The following is a 1,190-nucleotide window of genomic DNA, read 5'->3' on the forward strand; positions in this document are numbered from 1 at the left end:
TGCTCCTATTATGTTCGGTATCCAAACTTGGGGTATTGGTGCAACTATGGGTGGCTTGATGGCGGCAGGTTTGGTTTACGTTGCACTTGGCGCGATGATCAAAGTGCGTGGTGTAGGGTTTATCCATAAGATTTTGCCACCGGTTGTAGTTGGCCCAGTGATCATGGTTATCGGCCTTGGCCTTGCGCCAACGGCAGTCAACATGGCGGTAGGTAAAACGGGCGACGGTGCGGTTCAGTTAGTAAATGGCGATGCTGCGGTCATTATCTCTGCGGTTTCGCTGCTAACGACGATTGCACTTAGCGTGTTCGCAAAAGGGTTCCTAAAACTGGTTCCTATCGTGGGTGGTATTTTGGCGGGCTATTCAGTATCCCTATTCTACGGTGTGGTTGACTTTACACCTGTGGCTCAAGCAGCTTGGCTTGCAATGCCCAACTTCACCATGCCTGAGTTCAACATCAACGCGATTCTATTCATGATCCCAGTTGCAATCGCTCCTGCGGTAGAGCACGTGGGTGACATGTTGGCTATCTCAAATGTAACGGGTAAAAACTACCTGAAGAAACCAGGCCTACACCGCACTATCGCGGGTGACGGAATCGCGACAATTGCAGCATCAATGGTTGGTGCGCCGCCAAACACTACTTACAGTGAAGTAACAGGCGCGGTAATGCTGACCAAAGCTTTCAACCCAGTGATCATGACTTGGGCTGCCATTACCGCTATTGTTCTTGCGCTGGTAGGTAAGCTAGGTGCGATTCTGCAAACCATTCCTGTGCCAGTAATGGGCGGCATCATGATTCTTCTGTTCGGTTCTATCGCAACCGTCGGTTTGAATACGCTGATTAAAAACAACGTTGATCTACACAAGTCTCGTAACCTAGTGATCGTTGCAGTAACACTGGTATTTGGTATCGGTGGTATGGCTTTCGGTATCGGCGAGTTCAGCCTACAAGGTGTAAGCCTATGTGGTATCGTGGCAATCCTTCTTAACCTAGTGCTGCCACACGACCTTGGTGAAAACCACGTGGTTGATAACGCTCAAATGGAAGAAGAAAGCGCGAAGTAATTCGACTGCGCGACTTTTAAGTGGCGCACTTTAACCTTTCTAAATAAACAGCAACAAAAAAGGCTTGGTGAAAACCAAGCCTTTGTTTTATTCGGAGTAACTAATTACTTAGTACCGAAAA

The 1,190-nt window shown here is 48.2% G+C and carries 1 protein-coding gene; it reads left to right on the forward strand.

All coding sequences use genetic code 11. The annotated features are described in order from the left end of the window. On the forward strand, positions 1-1,069 hold a 1,069-nt coding region (locus R7P67_RS25360), incomplete at its 5' end, for a uracil-xanthine permease family protein (RefSeq protein ID WP_318086390.1). Positions 1,070-1,190 lie beyond the last annotated feature (121 nt).

The organism is Vibrio sp. Vb0937 (genome assembly GCF_033338855.1).